Genomic DNA, 24,771 nt, shown 5'->3' on the forward strand with positions numbered 1-24,771 from the left:
GCGGGCCTGGCGACAGGGCCACGACAGAGCCTCAGACCGCGAACTCCCGTATCACCGTGTTCCGGAAGACCGCAGTGCCGTCGATCGTGAAGAGCGCGAGCCCGGTGTCGATCAGATACGGGAAGACCTCCGACGAGTGCACATACCGTCCGTCGTCGATGAACATCTCGACGGACGTACGGTCGACCAGGATCCGCAGCCGCACGGTGCGGGCGGACGGGTCGAAGGGGCTGTGGCTCTCCTGCCATCTGCCGGAGGCGTCGGGGTTCACGGTGGAGCGGCGGTTGAGGAAGGCGTAGTCGCCGTAGATCCCGGCGTCGACATGGCGGGCACCGTCGGGTGAACGGCGCAACTGGAGTCCGGCGCCCGTGAGTTGGTCCCAGGTGATCTCGCAGGTCACCTCGTAGGCCGTGCCCCGGTAGTCGAGCACCCGGGTGCCGGTGACCTCCAGGTCGCCCAGGTTCACCGTGCGGGAGACGTGGTCGTGCAGGGCGGCAACCGGTTGTGAGGCGAGGTGGTATGTCCCGTCGGATCCCCGCTTCAGGGTGGTCTCGCGGACGATCGAGTCGGTGCCGTTGAAGCCGTCGCAGTCGATGGTGGGCGTGATGTTGGCGTAGTCCCAGTTGTTGAGCCAGCCGATCGCGTAGCGCACGGACGGGTCCACCGAGCCGTCGCTCCGGTGCTTCTCGAAGGTGACGGCCCCGTACCAGTCCCAGCCGTGGTCGAGCCACTGCGGGTCGGCGGCATCGGCGGTGAAGGCGGTGCCGTCGAAGGAGCCCGTCCAGTAGGCGTACGTGTTCGGCAGCCCCGAGCCCTTGCCGTTCGCGCTGACGCCGAGCACCCACTTCGCGGTGCCGTCGTCGGCGGTGACGCGAAACAGGTCCGGGCACTCCAGGACGCCGATCCCGCCTCTGACGAAGCCGCTGACGTACGTCCACGACTTCAGGTCGGTGGAGTGGTAGAAGCCCACCTTGTCGTTCTCGGCGAGGGTCATCACCCAGCGCCCGCGTTCCTCGTCGCGGATCACCTTGGGGTCACGGAAGTCCCGGACGCCGGGGTTGGGCAGGACCGGGGCGGTGCCGTGGGGCGTGAACGTGCGGCCGCCGTCGGTCGAGTAGTACAGGTACTGCGCCTGCGTGATCTCGTCCGGCGCCATCGTGGCGAGGACGATCACCGCGCCCGCGCCGAAGCCCGCGGTGTTGTCGCTGTCGATCACCGCCGAGCCGGACCAGACGTCGCCGTTGGGGGTGGTGTCCTTCGGTACGGCGATCCCGCGGTCGGTGAAGGAGACCAGGTCGGTGCTGGTGGCCAGGCGCCAGGCGGTGCCGGTGGCGGTTCCCCCGGCGAGATAGTCCGGGTTGTACAGGTAGTAGTAGTGATACTCGCCGTCGACCCAGATCGGGCGCTGGGGGTCGTTCTTCCACTGGTCGGGGACCGTGAAGTGGTACTGGGCGCGGTAACTGGCGCAGGCGGCTGCCGCCTTCCTGGGCTTCGCGGCGGCCGTCGGTGCGGTCGCCAGCAGGGCGGCCGAGGCCCCCGCCGCCGAACCGGCGAGCAGCGCTCTCCTGGACATCCCTCGCATCACGCATCGTTCCTCTCGTCAGAGGTGTCAGAACGGTGGCTCGTGGGATCAGGACTTTGGGACCTAACTCGTTAAAGGTCAAGGGGTTCACGCCTATTGACAGGGCCGTGGCCCGCTTCCCATCATCTGGGGCATCACTACTCGACTAACACGAGTTAGGCCCGTTAGATGACCGACTCGCACCTCACCCGCCGCACCCTGCTGCGGTACGGCGCCTACGGCGCGGGAGCCGCCGCGCTGGCGGGCACCGCCGCGAGCTGGGAGCGGCTCACCGGAGCCGACATCCCCGGCCGGAACGACGGCTCCCTCGTCGTCGCCACGCTAGGCCCCGCCTACGGACCGGAGGCCGTCCGCACGCTCACCGAGGGCTTCAGCAAGGTCCACCCCGACATCAAGCTGCGGATCAACGCCGTACAGGCCGTCGACTGGTCGGACTTCTTCGCGAAGATCCTCACCCAGATCGCGGCGGGCACCGCGCCCGATCTCGTCTACGTCGCCACCGAGGGCGTCCAGCTGTTCGCGCAGCGTCTCGGGGTCCCGCTCGACGACTGGGTGCGGCGGGACGCCGAGGAACTGCGCGAGTACTTCGCCGACGTCCATCCCTCGCTGGTGGAGTCGATGATGTACGAGGGCAGCCTCTACCAGCTGCCGGTCGAGTTCAACGCCGCCGACATGTACCTCAACAACCAGGTGCTGGAGCGGGCGGGGGCCGCCTTCCCTGCGGCCGACTGGACCCGCGACGACTTCACCGCGCTGCTGCGGGACATGAAGCGGTCCAGTGGTTCCCAGTTCACGCCGTACTTCTGGACCAATCGGCTGTGGGGCGGCGTGGTGCCCTGGCTGTTCGCCAACGACACCAACCTGCTCGCCGAGTCCAAGGCACCCGGCGGTGCCTGGCTGTGGGACTCCTTCTACCCGGCCGCCCAGCGGCAGGGACGCGGGGGCGGCTTCCGGTGGACGACGCCGCAGGCCACCGACGCGCGCGTGGAGGAGGCGTACGACTATCTCGCCTCCCTCATCCAGGAAGGGCTGTGCACCCGCCCCGAGGGCGGCAACGGCCAGAACCTGATCGGTGTGTTCTCCACCGGCCGGGTCGGGGTCACGCCCGCGGGCGGCTTCTGGGCGGGCGGCCTGCATCTGGCGGGCATGTCGGCCGACGGCTTCGACGTGCAGTACTTCCCGCGCTGGCGCACCCAGCGCATGCAGTACGGCGCCGCCGGCTACGCGCTGCTGCGCACGTCGAAGCGGCAGGAGGAGGCCTGGGAGTTCATCAAGTACGCCGCCCGCCACGACACTCTGACGCGGCTGTTCACGACCAACCAGACCACCCCGGCGCGCCGCTCGATGCTGACCGCCGACCGCTATCGCGAGACCGGCCCGAACCGCTGGCAGGTCTTCTACGACACTCTCGACAAGTTCCCGGACACCGGGCCGATCCCGGCGCCGCCGCAGGTCGCCGAGGTCGAGCAGGTGCTGCTCAAGCACACCGGAACGGCGCTGTCCTCCCGGCGTGCGGTGGCCCCCGCGCTGCGCCGGATGCAGGGCGATCTGGAGAAGGCCATGGAGCGTGACGTATGACGAACACTCGGATACCGGACGCCGTACGGCCGAAGCCGCCGGCCGCCGCACCGGCCCCGCCGGCCCGGCCCTCCGCCCGTGACCGCGGCGGGCGGCTGCTGGCCACGCTGTTCCTGGCGCCCACGATCGTCGGCATCGTCGTCTTCACGGTCGTGCCGATCGTCGGATCGGTGGTGCTGAGCCTCTTCCACTGGAACGTCATCGACTCCCCGAGCTTCGCCGGGGCCGCCAACTACCGTGAGGTCTTCACCGACTCGACCGTGCTGGTCTCCTTCCGCAACACGCTCGTCTTCATGGTGTTCGCGGTCGCGCTGCAACTGCTGATCGCGCTGGTGCTGGCCCTGGCGGTGAACGGGCGGATGCCGGTGTGGCTGCGCTCGGTGTTCCGGTCGGCGTTCTTCTTCCCGCTGGTGCTGTCCGCCGCGTCGATCTCGGTGGTGATGAAGTACCTGTTCAACCAGGACTTCGGCGTCGTGAACTGGCTGCTCGGGCTCGTCGGGGTGGCTCCGGTGCCCTGGCTGACGTCCGAGAACGCGGCGATGACCACGGTGATCCTGGTCTACGTCTGGCAGCAGTTCGGCTTCTCGTTCCTGCTGTTCGTCGGAGGCATGAACAACATCCCCAAGGAGATCCACGAGGCCGCCTCACTCGACGGCGCGACCGGTCTGCGCAAGCACCTCGGCATCACGCTCCCCCTGCTCTCGCCCACGCTGCTCGTCGCGTCGGTGGTCGGCATCATCAACGCGCTCCAGGTCTTCGAGCAGCCGTACGTCCTCACCAACGGCGGGCCCGGTGACGCCACCCGCACCGCGGTGATGGTGATCTACGAGAGCGCCTTCGAGCAGCTGCGGTTCGGCGAGGCCTCGGCGGTGGGCGTGCTGCTGTTCGTGCTGATCATGGCGGTCACCGCCCTCCAGTTCCGGCTCAGCCGGCGTTTCGTCCACTACCAGTGAGCCGGTGAGTGCCATGAGCCAAGCAACCCTGTCCCTGAGCCGAACCCGGCGCTCGCTCGCTCCCTGGGCCCGGATCGTCGCGCTGGCGGTGTGCGCGCTGCTGACCCTGGGCCCGGTCCTGTGGACCGTCTCCACCTCATTGCGCACCCCGGCCGAGGCCTTCGACCTGCCGCCGAGGATCATTCCGACGGACCCGTCCGTCGAGGCGTACCGCGGAGTGTTCGACCAGATCGACGTATGGCTGCTCGCCCTGAACTCGACGCTGGTGACCGCGCTGATCGCGGTCGGCCAGATGATCACGGCGGGACTGGCCGGATACGCCTTCGCGCGCCTCGAGTTCCGGTTCAAGAAGCCGCTGTTCGGGCTGGTCCTCGCGACCATGATGGTGCCGTTGCAGGTCACGATCGTGCCGGTGTTCCTGGTGCTGAAGTCGATGGGGCTGACCGACACCCTGCTCGGTCTGATCATCCCGGCCTTCCCGACCGCGTTCGGCACCTTCCTGATGCGCCAGTACTTCCTGGGCATGCCCAAGGACCTGGGCGAGGCGGCGATGCTGGACGGCTGCGGACCGTGGCGGATCTTCCGGTCCGTGTACGCCCCGCTGGCCGCGCCCGGTCTCGCCATCGTCGGTGTGCTGGCCTTCAACTACCACTGGAACGAGTTCTTCCGCCCGCTGATCCTGGAGACCTCCGGCCAGAACTACACGCTGCCGCTGGGCCTCGTCTCCCTCCAGGGCAACCTCGGCACCGGCTCCATCTCCGTGGTGCTCGCCGGTGTCGTCCTCTCCATGATCCCCGCCGTCGCCGTGTTCGTCGTCGGTCAGCGCCCTCTGCGTGAGGGCATCACGTCCGCAGGAGTCAACCGTTGAGCCTCACCGCTCAGTCCCCGGATCCCAGCGCCCCGCGTTTCCGGGTGCGTCCCCCCGCCAACTGGATCAACGACCCCAACGGACCGTTCCGTTGGCGGGGCCGCCATCACCTCTTCTACCAGCACAATCCCGCCGCTCCCGTGCACTCGAACGTCCACTGGGGGCATGTCTCCAGCGCCGATCTCGTCCGGTGGGAGCACCATCCGATCGCGCTCACCCCGACGCCCGGAGGCCCGGACGAGGCGGGCTGCTGGTCCGGGTGCGTGGTCGACGACGACGGCACACCGACCGCGGTGTACACCGGTGTCGACCGCCACCACACCGGCCTGGGCACGATTTGCCTGGCGCGGGCGGTGGTCCCGGAGGACGAGACGCTCACCGACTGGAAGCCGCTGCCGACACCGGTCGTGACCGGCCCGCCGGCAGACCTGGACGTGGTGATGTTCCGCGACCCGTTCGTGTTCAGCAACGCCGGACGCCGCTGGGCACTGGTCGGGGCCGGGCACGCCGACGGGACGCCTTCGGTGCTGCTGTACGACTGTGACGACCTGGCCGACTGGCGGTTCGCGGGGGTGTTCCTGGACGGCAACGACCCGGTCGCGGCGGATGCCTTCGGGGACGGGGCGGTGGGCTGGGAGTGCCCGCAGCTGTATTCGACGGCGGGCGGCGACTGGGTGATCGTGCTGTCGCTGTGGGACGGAATCCCCTGCACCACCGGCTATCTGACCGGCCGTCTCCGGCCGTACGGCGAGGGCGAGTTGCGCTTCGAAACCCGCACAGGCGGGCGCCTCGACCACGGGCGGGACTTCTACGCCCCCGCAGTGCTCCAGGAGCCGGACCGGGCCCTGATGTGGGGCTGGTCGTGGGAGGCCCGTGAGCAGGGCGAGGTCGATCGGGCGGGCTGGGCCGGGGTCCTGACCGCGCCGAGGGTCGTGGACGTGCATCCGGACGGGGCCCTGCGGGTCGTACCGGCGCCGGAGCTCGAACTGCTGCGTGCGGCCGAGCCGTTCGTCACGTCGGCGGGCAGTCCTACCGCGCTGCCGGAGGCGTACGACCTGACTGTCACCGCGTCCGCCCGCACCACTGTCAGTTTGCTCCGATCCGCCTCGGACGCCGAGCTGACGGTGCTTCTGGACCCGGACGCCGGCACTGTGACGCTCGACCGCGGTGACTGGCCCCGGACAGGACGCGAGGGATCGGGGCCGATCGTGGTGGGGGCCCCGGCCGGCGAGGTGCGGGTCCTCGTCGACGGCTCGCTGTTGGAACTGTTCGTCGGCGATCGGGCGGTGGTCACCGAGCGGGTCTACCGGCGGACGGGCGACATCCCCGAGCTCGTCGTCACGGGATCGGGGGCCGCGGTCACCGGCTGGGAGCTGGTCCCACCGACGCGCGGCTGATCACCGGGCAGGCCAGGCGCCGCACCGTCGCGGGCGGCGTCCTGCCGGTGTCGATGGCGTCGAGAACCAGCCGTGCCGCCGCGTCGCCCATCGCCCGATGGGGCAGCGCGACCGTGGTCAGGGGCGGGGTGAGGAACTCGGCCATGTGTTCCTGGTCGTCGTAGCCGACCACCGACAACTCGCCGGGGACGGAGATGCCGAGCCGCGTCGCGGCGTGCAGGGCGCCCGCCGCGACCCGGTCGTTGTAGCAGAAGATCCCGGTGGGACGCAGGTCGGCGGGGACGCCGTCGAGGACGCGCAGCGCGCCCTCGAACCCGCCGGCGATCTCGCCGCCGGTGCGCACGACCCACTCCTTGGGGACGGTGATCCCCTCGGCGCGCAGCGCGTCCCGGAAGCCGCGCAGCCGGTCGACGGAGGCGATGTCGTCCTGGCCGCCCACCATGGCGACCCTGCGGTGCCCCTCGTCCAGCAGCAGCCGCGCCGCCGTACGGCCGCCCGCGCGCTCGGCGGGGATGACGGCGGGCAGGGAGTCGTCCTCGGGCAGGCAGTTGGCCAGGACGGAGTGAGTGCGGTGCAGGCCCTCGGGGACGCGGACGCGCCGCAGCGACATGGCCGCGTAGATGATGCCGTCCACGCGTCGGTCGAGGAGCTCGGCGACGGCGGCGTCCTCCTTGGCGGGGTCGCCGCCGGAGTCGATGGTCAGCACGAGGTGCTCGCTGTCCCAGGCGGTCTCCATGGCGCCGCGCAGCAGCCGGCCGGCGAAGGGCGAGGAGGCGATCTCGTCGGTGACCAGGCCGATCACGGCCGTACGGCGGCGGCGCAGGCCACGGGCGACGGGGTCGGGGCGGTAGCCGAGCTCGGTGGCGGCGCGGCGGATGCGTTCCTGTGTGGCGGGCGAGAGGTTGCCCTCGGCGCGGCCGTTGAACACGAAGGAGACCGCCGTGTGCGACACCCCGGCCAGCCGGGCGACGTCCCGTGACGTCGGACGCGCCGATCCCGTCGGCTGCTTCTCCTCGGTGCCGCCCATGCCGTCCGCTGCCCTCGTCCCCCGCCGTTCCGGTTGATCACCGCTCACCCTATCCGTGACGCTGGATGCACGACACAGTCAAGGGAAGGTCCGGCAGTGATCAGCATCCCGACCCACACGCTCAACGACGGTACGGCTCTCCCCGCCCTCGGCCTCGGCACCTGGCCGATGGACGACGCGCAGGCCGAGGAAGCGGTCCGCGGCGCCCTGGAAGTGGGGTACCGCCTGGTGGACACGGCGACGAACTACCGCAACGAGACCGGCGTCGGCCGTGGCGTCGCGGGCAGCGACGTACCCCGCGAGGAGATCGTCGTGACGACCAAGCTCCCCGGCCGGCACCACGGCTACGAGGAGACCCTCGCCTCTTTCGAGGAGTCCCGCGCCCGCCTCGGCCTGGACTACGTGGACCTCTACCTCATTCACTGGCCGCTCCCCCGCGTCGACAAGTACGTCGACTCCTGGAAGGCCATGATCAAGCTGCGTGAGGACGGTCTCGTCCGGTCGATCGGGGTCTCCAACTTCACGCCCGCGCACATCGACCGGCTGGAGAAGGAGACCGGGGTGCTGCCCTCCGTCAACCAGATCGAGCTGCACCCGATGTTCCCGCAGGACGAGCTGCGCGCCTTCCACGCCGGCAAGGGCATCGTCACCGAGAGCTGGAGTCCCCTTGGCCGCGGCACCAGCCTCCTGGAGGACCCGGTCGTCAAGGACATCGCCGACGGCCTCGGGGTGACTCCCGGCCAGGTCGTCCTGCGCTGGCACACCCAGCTCGGCGCCCTGCCCATCCCGAAGTCCGCGAGCCCGGAGCGGCAGCGCGAGAACCTCGACATCTTCGGCTTCACCCTGGACGACACCCGGATGGCCGCCATCACCGACCGCGCCCAGCGGCGCCTCGGCGGCGACCCCGAGGTGCACGAGGAGTTCTGAGCGGGCGCGATGCCGGCCGAGTGCCCAGCGGGCGTCGGAGACACGGCGCGGGGTACTCGGGGCGCTCGGGAAGGAGGCGGCCGTGGGTGAGAAGGACCGGCTGCGGGACGATCGCGGCAAGCGTGACTTCGGGCGGACCCGTGAACCCGAGGGCCGCTCGACGGCCTCCGGTGCTCAGCCGCGTTTCGTGGTGCAGATCCATGACGCGAGCACCCTGCACTTCGACTTCCGGCTGCAGGTGGACGACGTGTTGAAGTCCTGGTCGGTGCCCAAGGGGCCCTCCGACGATCCGCACGACAAGCGGCTCGCCATGCCCACCGAGGATCATCCGCTGGAGTACGAGGACTTCGAGGGCGTGATCGCGAAGGGCGAGTACGGCGGCGGCACGGTGATCGTCTGGGACAACGGGACCTATGAGCCCCTCAGCCATGACCGCAAGGGGCAGCCGGTCGACTTCGGCGAGTCGCTCGAGCGCGGCCATGCCACCTTCCGGCTGAGCGGCTCGAAGCTGCACGGCGAGTACGCCCTCACCCGGTTCCGCAGCGGGGAGGACGGTGACCGCGAGGCCTGGCTGCTGGTGAAGGCCGGCAAGGGACAAACGCGCGGGCACGGCACGCCCGACCCGTACCGGGCCCGTTCCGTACGCACCGGCCGCACGCTCGGCCAGGTCGCCGCCGAGAGCGACGAGAAGTGAACCCTGGCCGCCCCTTCGAGTGATCACACCGGCGGCAGCTGCTGTTCCGCCCAGATCGTCTTGCCGCTGCCGGTCTGCCGGCTGCCCCAGCGCTGGGTGAGCTGGGCGACGAGGAGCAGTCCACGGCCGCCCTCGTCGTAGGCATGGGCCCGGCGCAGGTGAGGTGACGTGGAACTGCCGTCGGAGACCTCGCAGATGAGGGTGCGGTCGCGGATCAGGCGCAGCTGGATCGGCGGTGCGCCGTAGCGGATGGCGTTGGTGACCAGTTCGCTGACGACGAGTTCGGTGACGAAGGCAGCCTCGTCGAGGCCCCACGCGGTCAGCTGGTCGGTGGCCGCCTGCCGGGTTCTCGCGACGTGCTCGGGGTCCGGCAGGACGTCCCAGGTGGCGATGCGGTCCGCGCCCAGGGCCCGGGTACGGGCCAGGAGCAGGGCCACGTCGTCGCTGGGGTCCTCCGGGAGGACGGCCTTGAGGACCGTGTCGCACAGGGCGTCCAGGGTTTCGGCGGGCGCGGTCAGCGCGCGGCACAGCTCGGCGGTGGCGTGGTCGATGTCGCGGTCGCGGTCCTCGATGAGACCGTCCGTGTACAGGGCGACCAGGCACCCCTCGGGCAGTTCCACCTCCGCGGCCTCGAAGGGCAGCCCGCCGACCCCGAGCGGGGGTCCCGCGCTCATCTCGACGATCTGCGTGGTGCCGTCGGGCAGCACGAGGGCCGGTGGCGGATGGCCCGCGGCGGCGAGGCTGAGGCGGCGGGTCACGGGGTCGTAGACGGAGTACAGGCAGGTGGCGCCCAGTTCGGCGACCTCGTCGGTGTCGTCGCCTGCGAGGTGGGTGACCAGGTCGTCGAGGTGGGTGAGGAGTTCGTCGGGCGGCAGGTCCACGTCGGCGAGGGTGCGTACGGCCGTGCACAGGCGGCCCATGGTGGCCGACGAGGGAATGCCGTGTCCGACGACGTCGCCGACGACGAGGGCGACACGGCCGCCGGACAGCGGGATCACGTCGAACCAGTCGCCGCCGATGCCGGCCTGCGATCCGGACGGCCGATAGCGGTGCGCCACCTCGACGGCGGCCTGTCCGGCCAGTCCCCGTGGCAGCAGGTTGTGCTGCAGGGCGAGCGCCGTGGTGCGCTCCCGGGCGAAGCGGCGGGCGTTGTCGACGCAGACGGCGGCGCGGCTGGCGAGTTCCTCGGCGAACACGGCGTCGTCCGACCCGTAGTCGTCCGACTGCCGGATGCGCACCGCGACCGCGACGCCGAGCGTGGTGCCGCGGGCCCGCAGCGGCACGGCCATCATCGAGTGGGCGCCGACGCGGTGGCGCCGGCCGGACGGAGCGCGGGCGTTGCGTTCCGCGATCCACCGCATGAACGCCGGCTCTCCCGCCTGACTCTGGATCACGTTGCCGTCGAGGATGGCCCGCGCCGGTGGCGAGAAGGGCGGGTAGCGGTCCACCTCGCCCAGGTGCACGGCCGCTTCCGGGGTGCCCTCGGTTCCGGAGCCGTGGGCGACGCGGCGGAGGGCGATGTCGGTGCCGGTCAGGGCCGGGGGCTCCTCCGATCCCAGGACCCAGTCGAACAGGTCGACGCTGGCGAAGTCGGCGAACCGGGGCACCATGATCCCGATCAGTTCCTCGGCGGTGCGCACCACGTCCAGGGTCGTGCCGATGGCGGCCGCCGCCTCGTTCAGCAGGGCAAGCCGCTCCCGCGCCCAGTACTGGTCGGAGCTGTCGAACGCCGCCAGGGCCGTGCCCACGACATCGCCGGAGGTGTCCCGTACCGGCCACATCTGGATGCTCCAGGCGTGCTCCCGGTTCAGGGCCGGGGCTCCCGTGAAGCTCTCGTAGCGGACGGGCCTGCCCGTCTCGGCGACCTGCCGCAGATGCCAGTGAAAGCCGCGGCTGTACTCGGCGTCCTCCACGGTCTCCGGGAAGGGCCGGCCGATCAGGACCTCTTCGGGCACGCCCATCACCTGGCAGGCGACATCGTTGAGCCGCAGGTAGCGCTGCCGGGTGTCGAAGACCGACATCGACATCGAGGCCTGCTGGAAGGCCCGCTCGGCGAGGGTCGGCTCCGGCCCCGCGGAGGGTTCGCCGACGACCATGTAGCCGTCGGGTGCGCCGTCCTCGCCCAGCAGGCTGTGCGCCCGCAGCGCCAGAAGTACGTGCGAGCCGTCCCGGTGGCGCAGCACGACGGTGCCGGCCAGCGCCGCCACGGCCGTGGGCGGCGGTGCCTCGGCGAGCAGTTCCCGGGCGGGCCGTCCGACGACCTCCTCGGCCGTGCGGCCGGTCAGCCGCAGGGCACCTTCGCTCCACCCCTTGACCACACCGTGGGCATCGAGGATCACCGCAGCGGAGACGCGCTCCATGTCGTCAAGCATGAGTCCTCGGCGGCACCGCATCAACCGCGACGCCCAGCCGTTACCGCCCGTCACACCATGGCGTCCGCTGCGCCCCGGACGGCCGTCCGGTCACTTGCGCAGCGCGGCGAGGGCCCGGTCGGCGTGGGTGTTCATCCGCAGTTCGCTGCGGACGACCTCCAGGACGCTGCGGTCCTGGGCGATGACGAAGGTGACCCGTTTGGTGGGGGCCAGTGAGAAGCCGCGCGTCACGCCGAACCGGTCCCGGATCTTCCCGTCGGCGTCGGACAGCAGGGTCATGCCGAGCGTGTGCCGGTCGGCGAACTCCTGCTGGCGTTCGACCGCGTCGCCGCTGATGCCCACGGGACGTGCGCCGGCGGCGGCGAACTCGGCGGCGAGATCACGGAAGTGGCAGGCCTCGGCGGTGCAGCCGGGGGTGAGGGCCGCAGGGTAGAAGAAGAGCACCACCGGTCCCTCGGTGAGCAGTTCGGTGAGGCTGCGGGTGGTGCCGGTCTCGTCCGGCAGCGTGAAGTCCTCGACCTTGTCGCCGACCTTCAGCTGTGCGCTCATGCCCGTCCCTCCGTGTTCTTCGCGACGCCTCGGGCCCACAGCACGAGGGGGATCTGCAACGGCAACCGGCCGATTGCCACGGCCTTCTGCGGGGTGGGGCGGTGCCGCCAGTCGACGGCCATCTTCACGTTCGCGGGAAACACGCCGACGAAGAAGCCGGCCGCTGCCAGCGCGGCGACCTTGCGGGTGCGCGGCAGCGCCACCCCGGCCGCGAGCGCGAGCTCGGCGACGCCACTGGCGTACGTCCAGGTCCGGGGCTTTCCCGGCAGGGCGCGCGGCACGACCGCGTCGAACTGGCGTGGGACGGCGAAGTGGGCGACCCCCGCGGTGGCCAGCAGGCCGGCGAGCAGCAGGGGCGAGCGTTCGGACCGGGGCACGGATCCTCCTTGGATGGCCTGCCGCCGGATGCTACCGGAGGGTAGGTAAAGGCCCCCCACCCGCCCCTGCCCGGTCATCAGCCCTGTGCCGTGCGGCGGTTGTGCGCTCCCGGCGTGTGTCCGAAGGAGCGGCGGAAGACATCGATGAAGGCGCTGGCGGAGGACCAGCCGCAGCGGTGGGCGACGGCGGTGACGGGGACGTCCTCGGCGAGCAGCCGCAGCGCGTGGTAGAGGGGCGACTGGGTGCGCCACTGGGGGAAGGTCATGCCGAACTCGGCCCTGAAGAGCCGACTCAGGGTGCGTTCGCCGGCTCCGGTCGCGGCGCCGAGCGCGGCGAGGGTGCGCGAGTCGGCCGGGTCGGCGTGGACCAGGGCGCGGGCCGAAGGGGCCGGCACCGACGACTGGCCGTCGTTCCTGCGGCTGTCCGGCGCCATCGTGTGCCGGTCGATCGTGTTCGTCGGCCTGAGCGCGTTCGTCTCGCTGCACGTCCGTCAGCGCACCGACGGCGGGGACGTGGCCGGCACGGCGGCACTGTGCGTGCTCTACGCGGGCGGCGCGGTGGGCACGGTGGCCGGGGGCCGGCTGGCCGGGCGGTACGGGCGGCTCGCGGTCGTACGGCACGCGTATGCGCTGTCCGCGCTCGCGGTGGCCGGGGTGGTCCTTGTTCCCGGACCGCCGGTGTATCTGTTCGTCGCCCTGACGTCGGCCGGCCTGTACGTCCCGTTCTCGCTGCACGTCACGCTCGGCCAGGACTACCTGCCCCGCCGGGTGGGCACCGCGAGCGGTGTCACGCTGGGGCTGGCCGTGAGCGTGGGCGGTCTCGCCGCCCCGGTGATCGGCGCGCTGGCCGATGCCACCTCGCTGCGGACGGCGCTCGCCCCGCTGATCGTCCTGCCTGTGCTGGGAGGGCTGCTGCTGGGCGGGCTGCGGGAGCCCACCTCGCCCGGACAGTCACGGCCAGACGCCGGCCCTGCGTTGGATGCTCCTGGTGATGCCGCCGACCACCGCCCTCGCACGGCGTCGGCGTGAGAGGGCGGTGACGGGCCGGTCAGACGGTTCCGGCCGGCTGCTGTTCGGTGTCCTCGTCGACGGCGTGGGCGAGGAAGTCGTCGACCATGCGGTGGAAGAGGGTGGCCAGCTGGCGCAGCTCCTCGGGGCTCCAGTCGGACAGGGCGAGCTGCATACCGCGGGCGCCGGCCTCGCGGACCCGGGCGATGGCCTGCCGGCCGGGCTCGGTGAGCTCGATGCGCTGGGCGCGGCGGTCCTGCGGGTCCGGAACTCTGGTGACGTAGCCGCTCCTCTCCAGCTGCTGCACCGTGCGCGTCACGTGCGAGGCCTCCACACCGAGCCGGTTGGCCAGCTCCCCGGGACGCAGCGACTCCGAGTCGGCGACCTGGCGCAGAAGCGCCACGGCGGCCCGGTCCAGCGGCACGTCGGCCAGGGCCATGAGCCGGTCGTGCTGCCGTGCCCGCGTGCTCAGGTAGGTGATGCGGGTGAGCGCGCGCTCGATCTCGATCACTTCCGGGGACGCGGGCGTGTCGGGGAGTTCGGGGAGCGGTGGTGTGGGCATGCAGCCACTTTACCATCTCATTGCGTAACTCAATTAATTTACGGCTTCCCTGGCACCCACCGCCTCCAGCCAGTTCATGCCGGACGCGATCGCCTGCCGCCACTTGCTGATCACACGGGGCGGCATGCCCACCGCGAGCGCGCCGGTGACGCGGTCTCCGGTGCGGTAGGCGGCCACGAACCGGCGTTCCGTCAGGTCGCCGTCGAGGATCGCGACTTCGTCGTGGCCGCGCAGCCAGCCGTACGCCTGGATCTTCATGTCGTACTGGTCGGACCAGAAGTACGGCACCGGCGCGAACGGCTTGCGTCCGTCCGGGTTGAGCAGGTTGCGGGCGGCCGCCATCCCCTGCTCGGCCGCGTTGGTGCGGTGTTCGATCCGCATCGACTGCCCGAACAGCGGGTTGTGCCAGCGGCCGACGTCGCCGGCGGCGTACACGTTGTGCGCGGCCTCGCAGTACTCGTCGCACACCACGCCGTCGCCGACGGTGAGCCCGCTGCCGTCCAGCCACTCGGTGTTGGGCAGCGAGCCGACCGCGATCAACACCTCGTCGGCCTCGACCGGTTCACCGTCGGCGAGCCGTACGCCGTCCTCGGTGACCTCGGTCACGGTGACGCCGCAGCGCAGGTCCACGCCCCGTTCCAGATGGGCCTGCGTCAGCAGCTCGCCGACCTCCGTGCCGACGGCGTGCGCCAGCGGGACCGGGGCGGGTTCGAGGAGCGTCACCTCGCAGCCCAGCCGCCAGGCGACGGCGGCGGCCTCGGCCCCGAGAAATCCGGCTCCGACCACGGCCAGTCGCCTGCCCGGCGTAAGCCGGTCCCGCAGCCGCACGGCGTCGTCCAAGGTGCGCAGCACATGTCCGCCCTGCCCCGGCAACCGACGCGGGCGCACTCCGGTGGCCACGATCAGACCGTCGTACGGCACCGTCGTGTCGTCGGCCAACTCCACTGTGCCGTCGGCGAGTCGGAGGCCCGTGGCGGCCACGCCGAGGCGCAGGTCGAGGTCGAGAGCGGCCAGGTCGCCACGGGTGCGCAGCGCCAGCCGCTCGGGCTCCCACTCGCCGGCCAGCAGGTGCTTGGACAGCGGGGGGCGGTCGTACGGGGCGAGCGGTTCGTCGCCCACGAGGGTGAGCGTGCCGTCGTAGCCTCCGCGGCGGAGCGTCTCGGCCGCCGCGAGTCCGGCGGCCGAGGCACCCACGACGACGATGCGCCTCACTGGTCCACCAGCCGGATCGCGGCGGCCGGGCAGACCGCGACGGCCTCACGAACGCCGTCGAGGTGCTCTGTTGCGGGCTGCTCGTCGATCAGGATCGCGATGCCGTCGTCGTCCTGGTCGAACACGTCCATCGCGGCGAGCACGCACTGTCCGGACGCGACGCACTTGTCTGCTTCCAGCTCCACCTTCATGACCGGATTCCCTTCTTCGTACGGGGTGTTGTTCGTGTGCGGGGTGTTGTTCGTGTTCGGGTGAGGAGGAGCCGTCACCAGGAGACGGGCAGTGCGTGGACGCCGTAGATGAAGGCGTCGCTCTTGAAGCGGACGGCCTCCAACGGGACGGCCAACTTCAGGGTCGGGATGCGCTTGTAGAGGGTGCCGTAGACGACCTGGAGTTCCATCCGGGCCAGCGGCTGGCCCAGGCACTGGTGGACGCCGAAGCCGAAGGCGACGTGGCGGCGGGCGTCGCGGGTGAGGTCGAGGCGGTCGGGGTCGGCGAAGACCTCGGGGTCGCGGTTGCCGATCTCGTTGACCATGATGACGCCCTCGCCGGCCTTGATCACCCGGCCGCCGATCTCGATGTCCTCGGTCACGGCACGACGCCGGCCCAGGTGGGTGATGTGCAGGTAGCGCAGGAGTTCCTCGACGGCCCCGGCGACGAACCTGGGGTCGTCGGTCTCGCGCAGCAGGGCCAGCTGGTCGGGGTTCCGGAGCAGCGCCAGGGTGCCGAGCGCGATCATGTTCGCGGTGGTCTCGTGGCCCGCGATCAGCAGGAGCAGGGCCATCTCGGTCGCCTGCTGGTGGGTGAGTTCACCGGCGGTGATGCGGCCGGCGACGCTCGACAGCAGGTCGTCCTTCGGTTCGGCGAGCCGCTTGCCCAGGAGTCCGGCGAGATAGCCCGCGACTTCACGGCTCGCCATGCCGCGTTCCTCGGGCGTGGCGGTCGTACGGACCATGGTCTTGGTGTGCTCCTGGAAGAAGTCGTGCTCCTCGTAGGGCACGCCCAGCAGCTCGCAGATGACCAGCGACGGGATCGGCAGCGCGAACACGTCCACCAGGTCCACCGGGGACGGGCCGGCCAGCATGTCGTCGATCAGGCCGTCCACGATGCGCTGCACGGCGGGCCGCAGCGCCTCGACCTTCTTGACCGCGAACGGCGCCGTCACCATCCGGCGCAGCCGGGCGTGTTCGGGGTCGTCCATCATGATGAAGCTGAGCTTGCCCTCGCCGGCGTCGGGGCTGGCCTTGGTGGGATAGCCGGGGCTGTCGGTGTCGGCGCTGACACGCGCGTCGCCCAGCAGGGCCCGCTGCTCGGCGTACCGGGTCACGAGCCAGGGCTCACTGCCGTCCCACAGCCGCACCTTGGTCAGCGGGCCCTGCGCCTGCAGGTCCTTGAGCGCGGGCGGCGGGTCGAAGGGGCAGCGGGACTCCCTGGGCATCGGGAACTCGGGAACGCCGTCCGGCGCTTCGGGCGCGGGGTCGGTCAGGAGGTCGCCATGGTTCTCCTCGGATGGGGGGGCTCCGGGTGGGGTGGAGCGCCGGGCGAAGGGGTCGAGGCCTCGATGAGCACATGCAAACAGAGGGGTCTGACGCGACCCGGTCAGTTTCCTGACAGGAGGCTGACGTGGCCCGGATCACAGGAACGCCGGGCTCAGGGACGGTCCTCGGCCCGGCCGAGCCAGTAGCCGAAGCCCCGGCGTGTGTGGATCAGCGGCGGGGCATCCCGGTCCACCTTGCGGCGCAGGCGGGACACGAGCTGCTCGATCGCGTTGTCGCCGCCGTGGTCTCCCCAGACATAGCGGCCGATCTGTTTCTTGGACAGCACCCGGTGCGCGTTGACCAGGAGATGACGCAGCAACCGGTACTCCGCGGGCGTGAGTTCGAGCGTCCGCGTCCCGCGTCGCGCCCTGCACACCGAGTCGTCCATCACGAGGTCCCCGTACTGCAGCGGGTGCCCCCTTGACGGGCCGGGCCGGGCGCCCCGCAGCAACACCTCGATCCTGGCGAGGACTTCGGCCACCCGGAAGGGCTTGGTGACGTAGTCCCGCTCCCCCGGCCCGAGTTCGGGCACGAGCCGGTGCAGGCAGTCGGTCCCGCTGAGCAGCAGGACAGGCGGGCGATACGGAAGCCGGGGCCGGCGGTCCCGACTGAATCGCCCCATGTCCGGCACATCGGTGTCGAAGACGACCAGATCGAACCGTCGCTGCGCAATCCACGCCAGCGCGTCGACGCCGGTGCCGGTGAGGCTGATCCGGTACCCGGCCAACTCGAGAGTGGTCGCGAGCAGTTCGGCGAGGTCGGCTTCGCCGGCCACGACCAGGATGCGCTGCCCGGCGCCGCGGGCCAGGGCGAGTCGGCTGTCGGGGGGTGCGGGGGTGAGGGGGGCGGGGGGTGGCAGCTCCGGGGTGAGGCTGCGCGGTGGGGGTGCGGGTTCATCGGGGGCTGCGGGGGTGAGAGGTGGCACCTCCGGGGCGAGCGTGGGCGGTAGGGCTGGGGGCTCATCGGGGGCTGCGCGGCCATGGGCGGGTGGCTGCGGGGTGGGCTCGCCCGCGAGGACGGACGCCTCCCGGACTGCGTCGGCTGCGAGGCCGGGCCACTCATCCGGGGCGCACTCAAAGGCGGTTGCCGGGGCAGCGTCGCGCACGAGGACGAGTGGCTCATCGCCGACGCCGGGTGCCAGGACAGGTGCCTCCGAGGCGGCGTCGGGCGCGAGCGCGAGTGCCTTTTGAATGGCGTTGCGCATGAGGCCCGGTGCCGCATCGCCGGCACCCCGCGCAGCGGCGGCCCCCTCCAAGCCCGCGCCGCACGCCGAGGCGGGCGGCTCATCCCCCGCGCCCCGTGCGAAGGCCGGCGACTCCTGAGGAGGGCCGTCCTCGGGCGGGGTCGTCTGCCTCGGGTTCATAAGCCGCCTTGCCCGGTGTCGCGGTGGCGGCGTTGGGCGAGAGTCGGTTTCACCGTGGTGCTCCCTGTCGTGGTTCGTGCGTGGTGGCGTCAGCGGATCGGTGTGACGGGGGCCAGCCACATGCCGACGACCGCGTCGGCGAGGCCCGTCGCGGCGTCGTCCCAGCTGGAGCGTGGGGTGGGGGTGTGCGCGGCGAGGGCGCGTTCGCGGTCGGCGGCCACGTGGACGATCAGGTGGCGGACCATCTCACCCCGTTCGGCGCCCACCTCGGCCGGGAGGTCGGGCAGGCACCGCTTGAGGCCCTCGATGATCGTCTGCAGGGAGGGGGAGGTGAGGGCTTCCTCGACCATGATCTGGTGCAGCGCCGGATCGGAGACGACCTGGGCGCAGAACCGCGCGTACCACGTGGGGCTGCCGAGTGCGGCGAGGTGTTCGAGCACCGGGCGGACCAGGCAGTCCACCCAGCCGCGCAGGTCGTCGGGGTCCGCGAGGTCGGCGAGCAGCCGGGCGCGGATCTCCTCGATGCGTGCGGCGTGCTTGCGGACGATGGCGCGGACCAGGTCGGCCTTGGTCCCGAAGTGGTAGCCGACCGCGGTGTTGTTGCCCTGCCCCGCGGCCTCGCTGACCTGACGGTTGGACACCGCGTACACCCCGTGTTCGGCGAAGAGCCGCTCGGCCGCGGTCAGGAGCAGCCCCCGGGTCGCGCTGACCTGTTCCTCCCGCAGCGTCCTGCCTGCCATGTTCACCACCGCACCGGGACTTCACGGAGCACCGCGACGGCCAGTCCCTCGAGCCGCCCGCAGTTTCACAGACCTACAATCTAAGTCACGTGATTGAAAGAGGACGGCGAGCCTGGGCGGTGGGCATGGTGGAGCGGGTTACACCTGCACCTCGGATGCCCGCACCCCGGCGCCCACGGAGCCAGTCACCTGGCGTCAGAGGCATGCGGGCGACGCTGCGGCAGGCCTGGCGCGCGACGGTCCATCTGACGCTGGCCGCCGCGATGGCGTTCGGGATGTACCTCTTCATCACCGTGCTGCTGATCACCGCCATCGGGACGGTCACGGTGATCGGCGTCTGGCTGCTGCCCGAGACGGTGCTGCTCGTGCGGCGGATCGCCGGGGCGAAGCGGCGCCTGACGACCGCCTGGACGGGGCAGGAGATCCCCGAGGCGTACCAGGTCATCGACGGCCCGCTGACCGAACGGCTGCGGACGGCTGTACGCGATCCCGGCACGCTCACCGACCTGCGCTGGATGGCCGCCTACTACGTCTACGGTGCCATGCTCCTCCTCGCCCTGCCGCTGTGGCCCGTCGGGCTGGTCGTGGACGGCGTGGGCTGCGGCACGTGGTCCGCGGCATCCATCCGCCGATCCTGACCGACCGCGGCCTGGCAGGTGCGGTGCGCGCGCTGGCCGCCGGCGCCGGGCTGCGGGTGACCGTGGACGTGGCGGGGCTGGAGGACGACGGCCCGAGGGCCCCGGCGGCGGTGGAGGCGGCCGCCTACTTCGTGGTGGCCGAGGCCCTCACCAACGCCGCCAAGCACAGCGGCTCGCCCACGGCCTCGGTCCGGATCGCCCGCCTCCGGCGTGGGCTCCGGGTCGAGGTGGCCGACCAGGGGCACGGCGGGGCCGCCGAGTCGAGCGGTTCGGGACTGCTCGGGATGCGGCGCCGGGTGGCGGCGCTCGACGGGACGGTGCTGATGTCGAGCCCCGCCGGTGGGCCGACGGTGATCGAGGTGGAGCTGCCGTGCGCGTGGTGAGCCCGCGACAGGACGGCGGCACGGCCCGGGCTGTCCTGCTCGGGGATGACCTGACCCACGGCACGTACTGCGTTCCGAGTAGGCGCGAATGTCGGCAGCCGGACGACGACATGGCGGGCCGATCCGGGCAGGCTGAGCCCTGTCCAACGATCCGGAACCGGAAGACTCCCCGCCCATGACCATCCGCGTCCTGCTCGCCGACGACCAGGCCCTGCTGCGGGCCACGTTCCGGATCCTGATCGACTCCTGCGCGGACATGGAGGTGGTCGGGGAGGCCACAGACGGCGCAGAGGCCGTCGACCTCACACGGACCCACCGGCCCGACCTGGTTGTGATGGACATCCGCATGCCGGGCACCGACGGACTGACCGCGACGTCCGCGATCTGCGCCGACCCCGACCTGGCGGCAGTGCGGGTGCTGATCCTCACGACGTTCGAGATCGACGAGTACGTCGCGCAGGCGCTGCGCGCCGGGGCGAGCGGCTTCCTCGGCAAGGACGTCACCGCCGACGTGCTGCTCGACGGCATCCGGACGGTGGCCGCCGGCGAGTCCCTGCTCTCCCCCACCGCGACCCGCACGCTGATCACGCGGTTCCTGGCCTCCCCCGCCGAGAGCTCGCAGTCGGCCGCGCCCGAGCACCTCGCCGCTCTTACCGCCCGCGAGCGGGAGGTCATGGCGTGGGCGGCCGAGGGCCATTCGAACGAGGAGATCGCCGAGAAGCTCTTCGTCAGCCCCCTGACCGTGCGCACCCACGTCCACCGCGCCATGACGAAGCTGGGCGCCCGCGACCGTGCCCAACTCGTCGTGATGGCCTATCAGTCGGGCCTGGTACGGGCCGTACCGCCGGGCGGCGACCACTGAGGTCCCGGCGGTGGTTCAGGTAAAGCCGCCGTTCAGGCGAAAACGGCCGCCAGGGTGCGTGGCGGCGGGCCGGGCCGTCGACAACTGACCCGTGAGCCTGCCGCTGATCCCTCCCATGCTCGCCACGCCCGGCACCCTGCCGCCCACGGCGCAGGACGCGCGCTGGGCGTACGAGACCAAGCAGGACGGCCAGCGGGCGGTGATCTATCTGGAAGGGGACGGCAGCCTGCTGGTGCGCGCCCGTTCCGGCGAGGACATCACGGCCGCCTATCCCGAACTTCGGCCGCTGGGCGGCGCGCTCGGCACCACACCCGCCGTGCTCGACGGGGAGATCCTGGCGCTCGACGAAGAGGGCCGCGCCGACTTCCAGTTGCTGCAGTCCCGCATGGGCCTCGCGCACGCCCCCGCGCGGGCCGCCCGCATGGCCGCGCAGACCCCGGTCCACCTGGTGCTCTTCGACGTACTGCACCTGGCGGGCAGCTCCCTGCTCAAGGTCCCCTATTCCCGGCGGCGCGGGCAGCTGGAGGGGCTCGGCCTGCGCGGGCCGTTCTGGTCGACACCGAGCGCGCTGGTGGGACACGGCGCCCAGGCGCTGGCGGCCACCCGTGAGCACGGGCTGGAAGGGCTGGTGTGCAAGCGGCTGGACTCGGTGTACGAGCCCGGGGTGCGCTCCCGCGCCTGGATCAAGATCCGCAACATGCGCAGCGAGGACGTGATCGTCGGCGGTTGGCTGCCCGGCAAGGGACGGCTCACCGGTCTGCCGGGCGCGGTGCTGGTCGGCCAGTACGCGGCCCGGCGGCTGCGCTACGTGGGCGGGGTGGGCACCGGCTGGAGCGAGGCCGAACGGGCGCACCTGGCCGAACTGTTGAGGGCGTCCGAGACGGACACCTGCCCCTTCGACCCCGCCCCGCGCGTGCCGGGCGCGCACTGGGTGCTCCCCCGACTGGTCGGCGAGGTCCGCTACAGCGTCCGCACCCGGTCCGGGATGCTGCGCCAGCCGTCCTGGCTGCGACTGCGACCGGACCTCACGCCGCAGGACGCGTCGGCCGACCTCCCCGAAGACATCTGACACGCACGTCCGACACCGACGTCCGGCCCACAGGTCGGGCGGCAACTATTGCGCTCCCCTTCACCCACCGGTACGCCCGTGGCTCTTGGCGCGTAAGTGAAAACCGGGGATCCTGAACTGCCTTTCCCCCCACAGCCGTTGGGCTGCGCCCGGACCCCGAGGAGACGCAGTGTCGTCACAGACGTTCCGCACACAGGGCAAGAGATGGCTCACCGGTCTGGCCGGTGCCGCCGCGCTGGTCGTCGCCTTCCCCAGCGTCGCCTTCGCCGCCCCGCCGGCGGCACTGCCCGCCAACGCCGAGTCGGCCGAGAAGACGTACCAGCCGGCCTTCGACTACGACACCGACGGCTGCTACTCCACCCCTGCCATCGGCCCCGACGGAACCGTCAACGGCGGCCTCAACCCCACCGGTGCGCTCAACGGCAACTGCCGGGACGCCTCGGACCTGGACAACACCAACGGCTACTCCCGCTACAAGTGCAACAACGGCTGGTGTGCCTACATGTACGGCCTGTACTTCGAGAAGGACCAGGCGGTGGCGGGCAGCAGCATCGGCGGGCACCGGCACGACTGGGAGCACGTGGTGGTGTGGGTGCAGAACAACGCCGTGCAGTACGTCTCGACGTCCAACCACGGCTCGTTCACGATCAGCCCCGCGTCGTCGGTGCGTTTCGACGGCACGCACGCGAAGATCGTCTACCACAAGGACGGCATCAGCACGCACTGCTTCCGTCTCGCCAACTCGGGCGACGAGCCGCCGGAGAACCACAAGGGCACCTGGCAGTACCCGCCGCTGGTCGGCTGGAACGGCTACCCGGCGGGCGTGCGCGACAAGTTGGTGGCGTACAACTTCGGCAGCGCCAACTTCGGCCTGAAGGACGGAAGCTTCGCCAGTCACCTGGCCTCGGCGAAGCCGTCCGGGATCGCGTTCGACCCCAACGCCTGATCGTTGCGACCGAACACCTGAGCCCGAGTCACATCGGGCGCGGGACCTAGGCCGTCGGCACGCCCGGCTTCCGTCCCGCGCCCGATCCCCGCGCACCCGTGTGCGACATAGCGTCCCGTTCATGGACACGATCGCCACGAGCGGACACTTCGAAGAAGCCCTTGAACGCCTCCACGCATCCGGCCCGGAACGGGAGGGCTGGCTGTCCAACCACGCCCCCATGGTCGTCGAGGCGCTCGCCGCCCACGGACACGCCGGCGCCGTCCACCGCTGGGTGGACCTCTACCGGGAGAAGCTGGAGGACTTCCCCGACCGCGTCGCCCCCGTCACGGACGACAACTGGCGTGCGGCGCTGGGGGATCCACGGCGCATCACGGACTGGACCGATCACTACTCCCGCGTGCTCGCCGAACGTCCGTGGCGCGGTGTCCTCGCCGAGTGGTGGCCGCGCCTGCTGCCCGGCATGTACGGCGGCGCCACTCATACGGTCATCCGCGTCGGCCATGCCGTGCGCGCTCTCGAAGCGGAGGAGAACGCACCCCGGCTCACCGAACTCGCGCACGCGCTGGGCTACTGGGCGGCACGGCATCAGCCCGTGACCGGTGTCGTCCCGCTGCCGGGCGCGCCGACGGCCACGGCCGCCCTGGACGCCGTACCCGCGATCGAGGCGGGGCACATGGGATTCCGGAACCGGCTGTCCGCCGTACGCCGACTGCCCGCCTGGGCCGACGACGTGACCGACGCGGACACGGCCCGCGAGCGGCTCACCGAACTCGTGCGCGCCGCGACCCACCGCTACGCCACCCACGGCCACGGCGAGCCGACCATGCTCGTGCACGCGGCCACGGCGCCCAACGCCGTGCTGCGCACACTGGATTCGCTGCCCCGCGACCAGTGGGCGCCGAGCCTGCGGGCGGCCTGGACGGCGTCCGCGGCGGTCACCGCGATGTACGCCCCCGTCGAGCCGGTCGCCCACGACCCGGCTGCCCGGCTGACGCCCGAGGAGGTCATGGAGCGGGCCCTCGCCCACGGCGACGAGCACGTCATCAAGCTGACCGACACCGCCCTGGACGTCGGCGACGAAGTCGCCCTCGCGGCGGCGCGGCGCGCTGTCGAGATCAGCCCGCCCCTGGCGTGAACCGCCCGTCCGCCAGGGCGTCCCCCAAGGCCGTTCGCCCGTACAGCACGTAATAGCCCTGACGCCGCGACTCCAGCAGTCCCGCCTCCCGCAGGACCGACAGATGGGCCGACACGGTCGACGGCGCGAGCCCGTGGCGGCGCGCGAGGTCCGTCGTCGAGGAAGGCACAGTGAGGCCCGTGAGGACGGCCGCGCGCTGGTGGCCGAAGAGGCGGGCGAGTGCCTCCGGCGGGCGTGGTGCCGGGGTGGTGTGCAGGCGGCCCATGCCTCGGGCGGGGTAGATGACCGTCGGCTGCCAGGGCCGCGCGAAGCCGCTCACCACGTCCGGCCACACGAACACGCTCGGCATGAGCAACACGCCTCTGCCGTCGGGCCGTTGGGCATCCGCGACGTCGGCGTACCTGCGCAGGGTGAGCGTCTGGCCGGCCCAGTCCACGGCCGGGTGCAGGCCGGTGAGCAGCGCGTCGAGACCGCCGTCCGCGGCCCGGCGCGAGCGGTGCGCGATGTCCGCCTCCAGAACGGCACGGTGCCGCGGCCACTCCGGGGCGAGCAGGGCGTGCCAGGCCTGCTCGGTGAGGTCGGCCAGGCGCCGGACGGTGGCGGCGGGGTCGTCGAGCGCGGCGCGTGCTCGGGGTGACTGGGCGAGTCCGGGAGTGCAGGCCAGCGAGCGGGTCATCTCCGCGTGGGCCAGGACGGGATCGGTGTCGCGCATCCTCGCCAGTTCGTCCTCGATGGCGGGGTACGGCTCCTGCGGCGGCGGGCCGAGGAAGTCCGGGGTGTAGCCGCCGGCGGGCGGGATGAACAGCCACAGATCTGCCAGGTCCAGGCCGGCGACCGAACGGCGCATGCGGCGCAGCCAGCCTCGGTGGTAGCCGTGCCGGGCGGGCCGGCGGAGCATGCGCAGCGCCTCGTGGGTCTGGCACAGCGGCGAGATCGCGAACCGGCAGCGGGTGAGGTCGGCGGTGCCGAGGTGCAGGGCGAGCGGCAT

Annotated in this window: 22 protein-coding genes and 3 pseudogenes; 12 read left to right on the top strand and 13 right to left on the bottom strand. The window is 71.7% G+C overall.

The window, feature by feature from the left end; translation table 11 throughout:
* Window positions 1–31 precede the first annotated feature (31 nt).
* Window positions 32–1,582: a glycoside hydrolase family 32 protein gene (locus tag AB5J55_RS02240; protein WP_369276062.1), complete on the bottom strand. Its 1,551-nt coding sequence runs from the start codon at window positions 1,580–1,582 to the stop codon at window positions 32–34.
* Window positions 1,583–1,750: 168 nt separating this feature from the next.
* Between AB5J55_RS02240 and AB5J55_RS02245 the strand changes: the two genes are divergently transcribed.
* Genes AB5J55_RS02245 through AB5J55_RS02260 form a run of 4 tightly spaced genes read left to right on the top strand, consistent with a single transcriptional unit; the run spans window position 1,751 to window position 6,378 of the window.
* Window positions 1,751–3,160 carry an extracellular solute-binding protein gene (locus AB5J55_RS02245; RefSeq protein ID WP_369269001.1) on the top strand — a complete coding sequence of 470 codons (1,410 nt, stop codon included), beginning with the start codon at window positions 1,751–1,753 and terminating at the stop codon, window positions 3,158–3,160.
* Window positions 3,157–4,113, top strand: a complete 957-nt coding sequence (locus AB5J55_RS02250) for a carbohydrate ABC transporter permease (RefSeq protein ID WP_369269002.1) — start codon at window positions 3,157–3,159, stop codon at window positions 4,111–4,113. The genes AB5J55_RS02245 and AB5J55_RS02250 overlap by 4 nt, the downstream gene beginning before the upstream one ends.
* 13 nt (window positions 4,114–4,126) lie before the next feature.
* Complete coding sequence (locus AB5J55_RS02255) at window positions 4,127–4,981, top strand: carbohydrate ABC transporter permease (RefSeq protein WP_369269003.1); 855 nt, start codon at window positions 4,127–4,129, stop codon at window positions 4,979–4,981.
* On the top strand, window positions 4,978–6,378 hold the full coding sequence (locus AB5J55_RS02260; protein ID WP_369269004.1) for a glycoside hydrolase family 32 protein: 1,401 nt from the start codon (window positions 4,978–4,980) through the stop codon (window positions 6,376–6,378). The genes AB5J55_RS02255 and AB5J55_RS02260 overlap by 4 nt, the downstream gene beginning before the upstream one ends.
* Here AB5J55_RS02260 and AB5J55_RS02265 read toward each other — a convergent pair.
* Window positions 6,341–7,405, bottom strand: a complete 1,065-nt coding sequence (locus tag AB5J55_RS02265; RefSeq protein ID WP_369269005.1) for a LacI family DNA-binding transcriptional regulator — start codon at window positions 7,403–7,405, stop codon at window positions 6,341–6,343. The genes AB5J55_RS02260 and AB5J55_RS02265 overlap by 38 nt on opposite strands.
* Window positions 7,406–7,501: 96 nt before the next feature.
* On the opposite strand from AB5J55_RS02265, the gene AB5J55_RS02270 reads away from it, so the two are divergent.
* Both AB5J55_RS02270 and AB5J55_RS02275 read left to right on the top strand, forming a co-directional pair.
* Complete coding sequence (locus AB5J55_RS02270; protein ID WP_369269006.1) at window positions 7,502–8,332, top strand: aldo/keto reductase; 831 nt, start codon at window positions 7,502–7,504, stop codon at window positions 8,330–8,332.
* Window positions 8,333–8,414: 82 nt separating this feature from the next.
* Window positions 8,415–9,026, top strand: coding sequence for a DNA polymerase ligase N-terminal domain-containing protein (locus AB5J55_RS02275; protein ID WP_369269007.1), 612 nt, complete (start codon window positions 8,415–8,417; stop codon window positions 9,024–9,026).
* 23 nt (window positions 9,027–9,049) lie between these two features.
* On the opposite strand, the gene AB5J55_RS02280 is transcribed toward AB5J55_RS02275, so the two are convergent.
* From AB5J55_RS02280 to AB5J55_RS02295, 4 genes and pseudogenes are all read right to left on the bottom strand, one after another.
* Complete coding sequence (locus AB5J55_RS02280; protein ID WP_369276063.1) at window positions 9,050–11,386, bottom strand: SpoIIE family protein phosphatase; 2,337 nt, start codon at window positions 11,384–11,386, stop codon at window positions 9,050–9,052.
* A gap of 102 nt (window positions 11,387–11,488) precedes the next feature.
* Complete coding sequence (locus tag AB5J55_RS02285) at window positions 11,489–11,947, bottom strand: peroxiredoxin (protein ID WP_369269008.1); 459 nt, start codon at window positions 11,945–11,947, stop codon at window positions 11,489–11,491.
* Entirely contained in the window at window positions 11,944–12,324 is a 381-nt protein-coding gene (locus tag AB5J55_RS02290; protein ID WP_369269009.1) for a DoxX family protein, read from the bottom strand. Before AB5J55_RS02290 ends, AB5J55_RS02285 begins: the two co-directional genes overlap by 4 nt.
* 77 nt (window positions 12,325–12,401) lie before the next feature.
* Window positions 12,402–12,698: pseudogene (locus tag AB5J55_RS02295) on the bottom strand (helix-turn-helix transcriptional regulator); the annotation flags it as partial.
* Here AB5J55_RS02295 and AB5J55_RS02300 point away from each other — a divergent pair.
* Window positions 12,694–13,353: pseudogene (locus AB5J55_RS02300) on the top strand (MFS transporter); the annotation flags it as partial. The pseudogenes AB5J55_RS02295 and AB5J55_RS02300 overlap by 5 nt on opposite strands.
* A gap of 19 nt (window positions 13,354–13,372) precedes the next feature.
* Here the strand turns inward: AB5J55_RS02300 and AB5J55_RS02305 are convergent.
* The 6 genes from AB5J55_RS02305 to AB5J55_RS02330 all read right to left on the bottom strand — a co-directional run bounded on the left by AB5J55_RS02305 (window position 13,373) and on the right by AB5J55_RS02330 (window position 18,747).
* Window positions 13,373–13,894, bottom strand: coding sequence for a MarR family winged helix-turn-helix transcriptional regulator (locus tag AB5J55_RS02305; protein WP_369269010.1), 522 nt, complete (start codon window positions 13,892–13,894; stop codon window positions 13,373–13,375).
* Window positions 13,895–13,927: 33 nt separating this feature from the next.
* Entirely contained in the window at window positions 13,928–15,106 is a 1,179-nt protein-coding gene (locus tag AB5J55_RS02310; protein ID WP_369269011.1) for an NAD(P)/FAD-dependent oxidoreductase, read from the bottom strand.
* Entirely contained in the window at window positions 15,103–15,297 is a 195-nt protein-coding gene (locus AB5J55_RS02315; RefSeq protein ID WP_369276064.1) for a ferredoxin, read from the bottom strand. Before AB5J55_RS02315 ends, AB5J55_RS02310 begins: the two co-directional genes overlap by 4 nt.
* 74 nt (window positions 15,298–15,371) lie before the next feature.
* Window positions 15,372–16,544, bottom strand: coding sequence for a cytochrome P450 (locus AB5J55_RS02320; protein WP_369269012.1), 1,173 nt, complete (start codon window positions 16,542–16,544; stop codon window positions 15,372–15,374).
* Between the two features lie 212 nt (window positions 16,545–16,756).
* The gene (locus tag AB5J55_RS02325) at window positions 16,757–17,848 is read right to left on the bottom strand and encodes a response regulator transcription factor (protein WP_369269013.1); all 1,092 of its coding nucleotides are present in this window, start codon (window positions 17,846–17,848) and stop codon (window positions 16,757–16,759) included.
* A gap of 248 nt (window positions 17,849–18,096) precedes the next feature.
* Window positions 18,097–18,747: a TetR/AcrR family transcriptional regulator gene (locus AB5J55_RS02330; protein WP_369269014.1), complete on the bottom strand. Its 651-nt coding sequence runs from the start codon at window positions 18,745–18,747 to the stop codon at window positions 18,097–18,099.
* 203 nt (window positions 18,748–18,950) lie between these two features.
* Between AB5J55_RS02330 and AB5J55_RS02335 the strand changes: the two are divergent.
* The 5 genes and pseudogenes from AB5J55_RS02335 (at window position 18,951) to AB5J55_RS02355 (ending at window position 23,783) form a co-directional block, all read left to right on the top strand.
* Window positions 18,951–19,768 (top strand): annotated as a pseudogene (locus AB5J55_RS02335) (sensor domain-containing protein).
* 175 nt (window positions 19,769–19,943) lie between these two features.
* Window positions 19,944–20,630, top strand: coding sequence for a response regulator (locus tag AB5J55_RS02340; protein WP_369269015.1), 687 nt, complete (start codon window positions 19,944–19,946; stop codon window positions 20,628–20,630).
* Window positions 20,631–20,721: 91 nt separating this feature from the next.
* On the top strand, window positions 20,722–21,699 hold the full coding sequence (gene ligD, locus AB5J55_RS02345; RefSeq protein ID WP_369269016.1) for a non-homologous end-joining DNA ligase: 978 nt from the start codon (window positions 20,722–20,724) through the stop codon (window positions 21,697–21,699).
* A gap of 169 nt (window positions 21,700–21,868) precedes the next feature.
* A complete protein-coding gene (locus tag AB5J55_RS02350; RefSeq protein ID WP_369269017.1) occupies window positions 21,869–22,645 on the top strand; it encodes an NPP1 family protein in 777 nt (258 codons plus the stop codon).
* A 121-nt stretch (window positions 22,646–22,766) separates the two neighbouring features.
* Window positions 22,767–23,783, top strand: a complete 1,017-nt coding sequence (locus AB5J55_RS02355) for a questin oxidase family protein (protein ID WP_369269018.1) — start codon at window positions 22,767–22,769, stop codon at window positions 23,781–23,783.
* Here the strand turns inward: AB5J55_RS02355 and AB5J55_RS02360 are convergent.
* Complete coding sequence (locus AB5J55_RS02360) at window positions 23,764–24,771, bottom strand: DUF5937 family protein (protein WP_369269019.1); 1,008 nt, start codon at window positions 24,769–24,771, stop codon at window positions 23,764–23,766. The two genes, AB5J55_RS02355 and AB5J55_RS02360, sit on opposite strands and share 20 nt — an antisense overlap.

Source organism: Streptomyces sp. R11, assembly GCF_041051905.1.
In the GTDB taxonomy this organism is placed as follows: Bacteria; Actinomycetota; Actinomycetes; order Streptomycetales; family Streptomycetaceae; genus Streptomyces.

Coding starts and splice junctions, on each gene's coding strand:
- AB5J55_RS02240 (WP_369276062.1), bottom strand. CDS start 1,582: ATGCGAGGGATGTCCAGGAGAGCGCTGCTCGCCGGTTCGGCGGCGGGG.
- AB5J55_RS02265 (WP_369269005.1), bottom strand. CDS start 7,405: ATGGGCGGCACCGAGGAGAAGCAGCCGACGGGATCGGCGCGTCCGACG.
- AB5J55_RS02330 (WP_369269014.1), bottom strand. CDS start 18,747: ATGGCAGGCAGGACGCTGCGGGAGGAACAGGTCAGCGCGACCCGGGGG.
- AB5J55_RS02305 (WP_369269010.1), bottom strand. CDS start 13,894: ATGCCCACACCACCGCTCCCCGAACTCCCCGACACGCCCGCGTCCCCG.
- AB5J55_RS02245 (WP_369269001.1), top strand. CDS start 1,751: ATGACCGACTCGCACCTCACCCGCCGCACCCTGCTGCGGTACGGCGCC.
- AB5J55_RS02325 (WP_369269013.1), bottom strand. CDS start 17,848: ATGCGCAACGCCATTCAAAAGGCACTCGCGCTCGCGCCCGACGCCGCC.
- AB5J55_RS02340 (WP_369269015.1), top strand. CDS start 19,944: ATGACCATCCGCGTCCTGCTCGCCGACGACCAGGCCCTGCTGCGGGCC.
- AB5J55_RS02285 (WP_369269008.1), bottom strand. CDS start 11,947: ATGAGCGCACAGCTGAAGGTCGGCGACAAGGTCGAGGACTTCACGCTG.
- AB5J55_RS02255 (WP_369269003.1), top strand. CDS start 4,127: ATGAGCCAAGCAACCCTGTCCCTGAGCCGAACCCGGCGCTCGCTCGCT.
- AB5J55_RS02360 (WP_369269019.1), bottom strand. CDS start 24,771: ATGCCGCTCGCCCTGCACCTCGGCACCGCCGACCTCACCCGCTGCCGG.
- AB5J55_RS02320 (WP_369269012.1), bottom strand. CDS start 16,544: ATGCCCAGGGAGTCCCGCTGCCCCTTCGACCCGCCGCCCGCGCTCAAG.
- AB5J55_RS02355 (WP_369269018.1), top strand. CDS start 22,767: ATGGACACGATCGCCACGAGCGGACACTTCGAAGAAGCCCTTGAACGC.
- AB5J55_RS02250 (WP_369269002.1), top strand. CDS start 3,157: ATGACGAACACTCGGATACCGGACGCCGTACGGCCGAAGCCGCCGGCC.
- AB5J55_RS02280 (WP_369276063.1), bottom strand. CDS start 11,386: ATGGAGCGCGTCTCCGCTGCGGTGATCCTCGATGCCCACGGTGTGGTC.
- AB5J55_RS02315 (WP_369276064.1), bottom strand. CDS start 15,297: ATGAAGGTGGAGCTGGAAGCAGACAAGTGCGTCGCGTCCGGACAGTGC.